General features: G+C 65.5%; 7 protein-coding genes and 1 riboswitch. Of the genes, 5 read left to right on the top strand and 2 right to left on the bottom strand.

Annotated features, from left to right (window positions below; translation table 11 throughout):
• Positions 1-412: 412 nt before the first annotated feature.
• Together F3J20_RS31430 and F3J20_RS31425 are read right to left on the bottom strand one after the other, a co-directional pair.
• Entirely contained in the window at positions 413-1153 is a 741-nt protein-coding gene (locus tag F3J20_RS31430) for a CbtA family protein (RefSeq protein ID WP_167050501.1), read from the bottom strand.
• Positions 1154-1164: 11 nt separating this feature from the next.
• Complete coding sequence (locus F3J20_RS31425) at positions 1165-1386, bottom strand: CbtB-domain containing protein (RefSeq protein WP_167050499.1); 222 nt, start codon at positions 1384-1386, stop codon at positions 1165-1167.
• A 42-nt stretch (positions 1387-1428) separates the two neighbouring features.
• A riboswitch (cobalamin riboswitch) is annotated at positions 1429-1572 on the bottom strand.
• A 56-nt stretch (positions 1573-1628) separates the two neighbouring features.
• Here F3J20_RS31425 and F3J20_RS31420 point away from each other — a divergent pair.
• The 5 genes from F3J20_RS31420 to F3J20_RS31400 form a co-directional block, all read left to right on the top strand.
• Positions 1629-2258 (top strand): histidine phosphatase family protein, encoded by a 630-nt coding sequence (locus tag F3J20_RS31420; protein ID WP_167285813.1) that lies wholly within the window; start codon positions 1629-1631, stop codon positions 2256-2258.
• A 210-nt stretch (positions 2259-2468) separates the two neighbouring features.
• Positions 2469-3200, top strand: a complete 732-nt coding sequence (locus tag F3J20_RS31415) for a MarR family transcriptional regulator (RefSeq protein ID WP_167285812.1) — start codon at positions 2469-2471, stop codon at positions 3198-3200.
• Between the two features lie 6 nt (positions 3201-3206).
• Positions 3207-5309, top strand: a complete 2103-nt coding sequence (locus F3J20_RS31410; RefSeq protein WP_167285811.1) for an FUSC family protein — start codon at positions 3207-3209, stop codon at positions 5307-5309.
• Positions 5310-5360: 51 nt separating this feature from the next.
• Positions 5361-5570: a DUF1656 domain-containing protein gene (locus tag F3J20_RS31405; RefSeq protein WP_167050491.1), complete on the top strand. Its 210-nt coding sequence runs from the start codon at positions 5361-5363 to the stop codon at positions 5568-5570.
• Positions 5567-6504: HlyD family secretion protein (locus tag F3J20_RS31400; RefSeq protein ID WP_345889958.1), on the top strand; the 938-nt coding region annotated here is incomplete at its 3' end. The genes F3J20_RS31405 and F3J20_RS31400, both read left to right, overlap by 4 nt.

Genomic DNA, 6504 nt, shown 5'->3' with positions numbered 1-6504 from the left:
TGGTTTTTAAAGATCAGTCCACAAACTCACAGCACCCAAACCACCCGGCACCGCTTCGTTTGCGTCGCTGCGTCTGCAGCAGAGAAACGAGATTATGCTGACCGCCCCACGTCACGTCAAGACCCTTCTCACAATTTCTTTTAAAAAAATCGAAGAGCTTAAAAATCGAGCACCATGGCATCGAATTCAAATTAGTTAGCCATCCGATTTAATTTGCACCGGGAGAAGCGAAGAACATGGATTAGAAGATTAGGTAATTGGCGAAAAGCGACCTGAGGAGCTTTTCCACAGAAAATGTTCGCAAGCCTGTGGATAACCACTCCACAATTACGCCAAGTCATTGAAGTAAAACCATTCTTGCGCGTTGCGCGCGAAGCATGACCGCTTTCGCGGTCATGCATTGCCTTCAATCTCAGGCCGACCTCATCGTTACGCGCGCATTCGTACGCATGAATGCACTGCGCTCGACCAGCGCGCCAAACAGCAACCCGATCGTCGCCCACATGATCACCTGCATGCCGATCGCGACGACGCGGAACTTCCACAGCAGCACGGCCGGGAAAGCGGCGGGCACTTCATTGATGACCGGCATCGACAACTGCACGGCCGCGATGATCGCGACGAACACCAGGCCTGCCACGATCGAGCCATTCCACGCGCCGAGCTTCGCAACCGCGCGGCGGCGCACCTTCAGCGCAAACACCATCGTCACGAGCGAAATGGCGATCATCAGGAAGAACAGCCCCGTGCGCATGCCGATCGTCTCGGGATCGCCGACCGATGGCGGATTCGCCGGATACTTGATATTCGGCACGATCACGAGCGCGATGAAGGCGCCGAGCGCGAGCCATGCGGACAACGCGCGCACGCTCAATGCACCCGCCCGTCCATAGGCATACGCAAACACAAGCGAGAACAAACCACCGAACGCCGCACCATACGTCACGACGCCGGTCAACAGACCGAGACCCGCCTGCGTTTCGCGGCTCACGAGTTCGGGCTCGGGAGCTTCGCCGCGTGCGGCCGCCGCTTTTTCTTCGAATGAAATAGCCTGATCGACCTGCGGCTCACCCGCGAGTCTCGCGAAGCTGAATGTGAGCAAGCCCGCGACAATGCCCGCGAGCATCCCGCGCACCAGTAATTTGCCAACCATGTCGGACTCCGTTAGTGGCAGGGAAAGCCAAGCAGATGGCGGCCGTCGTGCACGAACTCATGCACGTACATGCCGGGGACCAGCGAGGTAGCCCCCTCTTCCGCACCAACGAAGTAAAGCGCGAGCAACAGCAGCAAACCGCCGAATACCACCCACGGCAGCAGTTCGCGCAAAGGAATCGGAGTAGGCTCGGCCGCGGGTTGCGCGGCGGGATCGAAAACGGCTTCGGCCATGATGGATATCTCCTGGGGGTAACGCGCCCCGAAAGTCGATGACATAGGAATGGTGCGAAGCACAGGTCTGGCTTTCGGCTCTTGCTTGCAAACCGATTACAGTGGCGCGACCGCGCCGGGCTCTCACCGGCTTCCATGCTTCGCGGAGCCCTTATTCTACGCGCTAAACTTCGGCCTTCATGAAAGCTTCGGCCACGTTTGCAAGCTCGCGTGGACAAACGGCAGCATCGGGAAAGCACGGAATGGATACGCGACTGCTACTGATAAGCCACGCGGCGACGGCCTCGCAACGCGCCGGCCGCTTCCCTTCCGACGACCCGCTCGACGCGCGCGGCACCGCCGAAGCGCAAGCGGCGCGCGCCCGTCTCGCACTTGCGCACGAGGCTCGCGTCTTCACGAGCCCGGCTGCCTGCGCGCGCGATACGGCTGCGGCGCTCGGCCTGAACGCCACACCCACCGCAGCGCTAGCGGATATCGACTACGGCGACTGGCGCGGCCAGCGCCTCGCGGATCTCGCCAATGAAGCGCCCTTGCAACTCGCCGCGTGGACCCGCGACGCCGACACCGCGCCGCCCGGCGGCGAATCGTTCAGCCAGCTCGTGCAACGGATCGGCGCATGGCTCGACGCACCGGACGGACCCACGACATCGGCATCGACATGCAACGCGGCAAACCCGGCACCGCCAGCCGCATCGCCGCAAACACACACGGTGCTCGCCATCACGCACGCGCCGCTGCTGCGAGCCGCCATCGTGCATGCGCTCGGCGCATCCGCACAGGTATTTCCTCGCATCGAGATCGCTCCGCTGTCGGTCGTCGAATTGCGCCACTCGCGGCGCGGCTGGACATGGTGGCCAGCCGCCACTCGCTGACGCGAACGCGGCATGCGAAACATACGGCTTCGCTCCCCTGCTGGCAGCCCCGCCGCCGCATCCGACACAACATCCGACACCATCGGAAACACGTCCCGTCCCCCTCCGTTTAACGCGACTGTCGCATTCGCGCCGCAGACTCTCCCGGCACGGCGCGAATTTCCGATTCAATAGTTTGCTAACGAATATCAAGGAAATACAATACCTGCCATGCCGAATCTCGATACCCTGCGCCGCACCGTCAGCAGCACGCTGGTCGTCGCCGCCAGAAAGTGGCGGCGCACGAGTCATGGCGTGCTGGCGGCCTTCAACGTCTCCGAAGCGTGCGCGACCCCGCTTCTGACCGCGAGCCGGCTCGGTTCGGCAGTGCGCCAGGTTACGCTCGCCGATCACGTCGGCATCGAAGGCCCTTCGCTCGTGCGGCTGCTCGATCAGCTATGCGCAGCGGGTCTGATGCGCCGCGAGGAAGATCCCGAGGACCGCCGCGCCAAAACCGTCGCGCTCACCGACGAAGGCCGCGCCGTCACCGCGAAGATGGAAGAGGAGCTGGTCACGTTGCGCGCCCAGGCGCTCAAGGGCCTGTCGCGCGACGATCTCGAAGCCACGCTGCGCGTGCTCGATGCGTTCACGACGGATGCCAGCGGCCGCGCCGAGCCCGACGCCGAAGCGGCGGCGGCAGCGAAGCCCGAGCCGCCGCAACGCGGCACAACGGCCGGACCTGCAGCGGGCACGCGCGCGCCGCTCGAACGCGCCGCGTCCAAGCGCACCGCGTCGCCGCTCAAACGCGAACCCGCGCGGCGCGAACCCCTCGCCGTCAAACTCGGCAAGACCGGCAAGAGCGCGGCCCCAGGCGCCGGCAAGGCGCACGGTACGGTCAAGGCACGCAAGTCCACCAAACGCGGCGTCCGCGCAACGGCGCCACACAACGCCGGGTCCGCGTAACGGTCTATGGCCTACCCTTCCTTTCGCGACTGGCTGTTCTCGGTCAAGACGTTCTTCGCGGCAATGCTCGCGCTCTACATCGGACTCGCGTTCCAGTTGCCGCGGCCGTACTGGGCGATGGCCACCGTCTATATCGTGTCGAACCCGTTCGTCGGCGCGACCCGCTCGAAGGCACTCTATCGCGCGCTCGGCACTGCGCTCGGCGCGGCGGGCGCGGTACTGCTCGTGCCGCCGTTCGTCGAATCGCCGTATCTGTTCAGCGTGGTCGTCGCGCTCTGGACCGGCACGATGCTCTACCTCGCGGTATCGGACCGCACCGCGCGCAGCTACGTGTTCATGCTCGCGGCCTACACGATGCCGATCATCGCGCTGCCTTCGGTGACGAATCCCACCGGCGTGTTCGATCTCGCGGTCAGCCGGACCGAGGAAATCCTCGTCGGCATCGTCTGCGCGAGCATCGTCGGCAGTGCGCTGTTTCCGAGCCGGCTCGCGCCGACCATCATCGAGCGCACCGACGCATGGTTTCGCGACGCCGCGTTCTACGCGACCGAAACGCTGTCGGGCCGCATCGCGAGCGCGGCGATTTCGGGCGCGCGGCAGCGGCTCGCGAGCACGATCAACGGTCTGGAACTGCTGCTGAGCCAGCTCGCCTACGATCACACGCGGCCCGACATCCTCGCGCGAGCACACGAACTGCGCGGACGCATGCAGTTGCTGCTGCCGATCATGTCGTCGCTCGCCGACCCGCTGCTCGCGCTCTACCACAACGGCCAGCACAGCTGGCCCGAAGGACTCGACGCGCTGCTCAAAGACGTCATCAAGTGGTTCAACCAGCCGCTGCCCGCGCCGAGCAAGGGCTATCACCCGGACGAAACCGCCAACGCGCTGCGCGAGCGCATCGCGGCGCTGCGTCCACCCGCGGCCGCGCTCGCGCACTGGGACGGCGCGCTGCTCTCGAACGCGCTATGGCGTCTGAGGCAGGTCATCGACGTATGGCAGGACTGCCGCTCGCTGCGCATCATCATCGCGCGCGACGAAGGTTCGTGGCGGCCGCACTTCCGTCATTGGCGGCTCGGCGGCACCGAGCGTTTCTACGACCGCGGCATCATGCTGTTCGCGACCGTGTCCGCGGGGCTCGCGGTGATTCTCGCGTGCAGCCTGTGGATCGGCTCGGGCTGGAACGATGGCGCCAGCGCGGTAACGCTCGCGGCGGTGGCCTGCTGCTTCTTCGCCGCGCTCGACGAACCCGCGCCGATGGTGTTCCGTTTCTTCCTCGCGACCGCGGTCAGCGTGCTCGCGGCGGGCGTCTATCTGTTCGCGGTGCTGCCGCACGTGCACGACTTCCCGATGCTCGTGATCCTGTTCGCCGGGCCGTTCATCCTCGTCGGCACGCTGATTCCGCGCCCGCAGTTCAACATGGTCACGGTGCTCGTCGCGGTGAACACGGCGACCTTCATCAGCATTCAGGGCGCCTACGAGGCTAACTTTCTCACCTTCGTGAACGCCAATCTCGCGGGCCTCGCCGGCCTGCTCTACGCGTATCTGTGGACCAGCGTGACGCGTCCGTTCGGCGCCGAATTCGCGGCTTCGCGCCTGCTGCGCTCGAACTGGGCCGACGTCGCACTGACCGCGTCGACGACGCCGATCGAAGACCCGCGCAATCTCGCCGCACGCATGCTCGACCGTCTGATGCAACTGATCCCGCGCCTCGCCGCGACCGACGAGCACCGTCATCCGTCGATCGAGAGCTTCCGCGATCTGCGCATCGCGTTCAACGCGATCGATCTGCGCCGCGCCACGCGCAAGCTCGGCGGCGAAGTGCCGGGCGCGATCGAGCACGTTCTCGACGGCGTACGCAGTTACTACGAGAGCTGCGTCGAGCGGCGCCGCCGCGAGCCGGTGCCGCAGAGCCTCATGGTGTCGATCGACGCGGCGGTCGCGCGCGTCACCGCGCAAGGGCTCGCGAATGCCGCCGCGCCGACTGAAACCTCGCCGACCTCGGCGCGCCAGTTGCGCGACGCGCTGCACGCGCTCGTCGGCTTGCGTCTTTCGCTGTTTCCGGCCACGCTCACGAAGCCGACGCCGACCGAACCGGAGGCTTCCGCATGATGCGCGCCTCCGCTTCCGGCAGCCCGTTCCCACTCTTTTCCAGTTCCCGCGATGATCGGTGAAATCGATATCTTCGGCGTGTTCGTGCCGTCCGTGCTGGTGCTGATGCTGATCGCCTACCTGATCAACCTCGTCATCCGCACGGTGCTCGCGTACGTCGGCTTTTACCGCTTCGTGTGGCATCGCTCCATCTTCGATCTCGGCATCTATGTGCTGGTGCTGGGCCTTGTCGTCGTCGTTTCGCACAGACTAATAACGTGAAAAAAACCTGGTTCTCGCTCGGTCAGATCCTGCTGACCCTGATCGTCGTCGTGGTGGCCGCGCTCGTGCTGTGGAAGCTGGTCGCCTATTACATGTTCGCGCCGTGGACCCGCGACGGACACGTGCGCGCCGACGTGATCCAGGTCGCGCCCGATATCTCGGGGCTGATTTCGTCGGTCGAGGTGACGGACAACCAGCAGGTCAAGCAAGGCCAGGTGCTGTTCGTGATCGATCAGGCGCGCTATGCGCTCGCGCTGCGCCAGGCCGAAGCGACCGCGCAGCAACGCCGCGCCACGCTCGACCAGGCGCGCCGCGAATACGCGCGCAATCGCCAGCTCGGCAATCTCGTCGCGACCGAAGTGCTCGAGGAAAGCCGCTCGCGCGTCGATGCGGGCGAGGCCGCGCTCGCCGACGCGGACGTCGCGATCGACACCGCGAAGCTGAACCTCGAACGCTCGACGATCAAAAGCCCGGTCGACGGCTATCTGAACGACCGCGCGCCGCGCGCCGGCGAATTCGTCGCGGCGGGCCGCCCGGTGGTGGCGGTGGTCGACATGCACTCGTTCCGCGTCGACGGTTACTTCGAGGAAACCAAGCTGCGCGGCATCGACATCGGCCAGCCGGTCGACATCACCGTGATGGGCGAGCCGACGCCGTTGCGCGGCCACGTGCAGAGCATCGTCGCCGGGATCGAGGACCGCGACCGCACGCAAGGCTCGAATATGCTGCCGAACGTGAACCCGGCGTTCAGCTGGGTGCGGCTCGCGCAGCGCATTCCGGTGCGCGTCGCGCTCGACGAAGTGCCTAGACCGCGCAGCAACGCCGCGCCACGCTCGACCAGGCGCGCCGCGAATACGCGCGCAATCGCCAGCTCGGCAATCTCGTCGCGACCGAAGTGCTCGAGGAAAGCCGCTCGCGCGTCGATGCGGGCGAG

The sequence above is a fragment of the Paraburkholderia sp. Cy-641 genome, from assembly GCF_011752945.1.
GTDB lineage: Bacteria > Pseudomonadota > Gammaproteobacteria > Burkholderiales > Burkholderiaceae > Paraburkholderia.
Note: the sequence above shows the minus strand (reverse complement) of the source record. Positions and strands in the feature narration are given on the sequence as shown.

Excerpts from the sequence above, each read along its gene's own strand:
- F3J20_RS31430 (WP_167050501.1), bottom strand. The coding sequence starts at position 1,153 with ATGGTTGGCAAATTACTGGTGCGCGGGATGCTCGCGGGCATTGTCGCG.
- F3J20_RS31425 (WP_167050499.1), bottom strand. The coding sequence starts at position 1,386 with ATGGCCGAAGCCGTTTTCGATCCCGCCGCGCAACCCGCGGCCGAGCCT.
- F3J20_RS31420 (WP_167285813.1), top strand. The coding sequence starts at position 1,629 with ATGGATACGCGACTGCTACTGATAAGCCACGCGGCGACGGCCTCGCAA.
- F3J20_RS31415 (WP_167285812.1), top strand. The coding sequence starts at position 2,469 with ATGCCGAATCTCGATACCCTGCGCCGCACCGTCAGCAGCACGCTGGTC.
- F3J20_RS31410 (WP_167285811.1), top strand. The coding sequence starts at position 3,207 with ATGGCCTACCCTTCCTTTCGCGACTGGCTGTTCTCGGTCAAGACGTTC.
- F3J20_RS31405 (WP_167050491.1), top strand. The coding sequence starts at position 5,361 with ATGATCGGTGAAATCGATATCTTCGGCGTGTTCGTGCCGTCCGTGCTG.